Origin of the sequence: Candidatus Clostridium helianthi, assembly GCF_045310795.1 — a bacterium.
Classification (GTDB): domain Bacteria; phylum Bacillota; class Clostridia; order Clostridiales; family Clostridiaceae; genus Clostridium; species Clostridium helianthi.
The window spans coordinates 1-398 of record NZ_JBJIAB010000127.1 but is presented as its reverse complement, the minus strand read 5'-3'; the positions used below and the strand labels follow the sequence as shown (position 1 = coordinate 398).

Annotated in this window: 1 protein-coding gene; it reads right to left on the bottom strand. The window is 35.7% G+C overall.

Translation table 11 applies throughout. The features are described from left to right. Positions 1 to 365 (bottom strand): electron transfer flavoprotein subunit beta/FixA family protein (locus ACJDTP_RS27485; RefSeq protein WP_406763014.1); only part of this gene is annotated, 365 nt, incomplete at its 3' end. Positions 366 to 398 lie beyond the last annotated feature (33 nt).

Sequence of the window (398 nt, the reverse complement as noted above, 5' to 3'; positions counted from 1 at the left end):
CCATCAATCGCTTGTCTTCCAGCAAATACTAAATCATAATCTAATTTAGCTATTACTCCTGCAAGTGCCTTTGAAGTTGCTAGAGTATCTGCTCCTCCAAGTGCTCTATCTGTTAATAGGACAGCTTCATCAGCTCCCATACATAATGCTTCTCTTAATACTGCTTTAGCCATTGGAAGTCCCATACTTATTACAGTAACTTTTCCTCCAACTTTTTCTTTTAATTGTAATGCACCTTCTAAAGCGTGTTTATCCTCTGGATTCATTATTGATGGAACACCATCTCTTATTAATGTACCAGTTTTAGGATCAATTTTTACTGCTGTAGTATCTGGAACTTGTTTTACACAAACTACTATATTCATTCTAAAAGTCCTCCTATCTTAAAATGCTTCCTG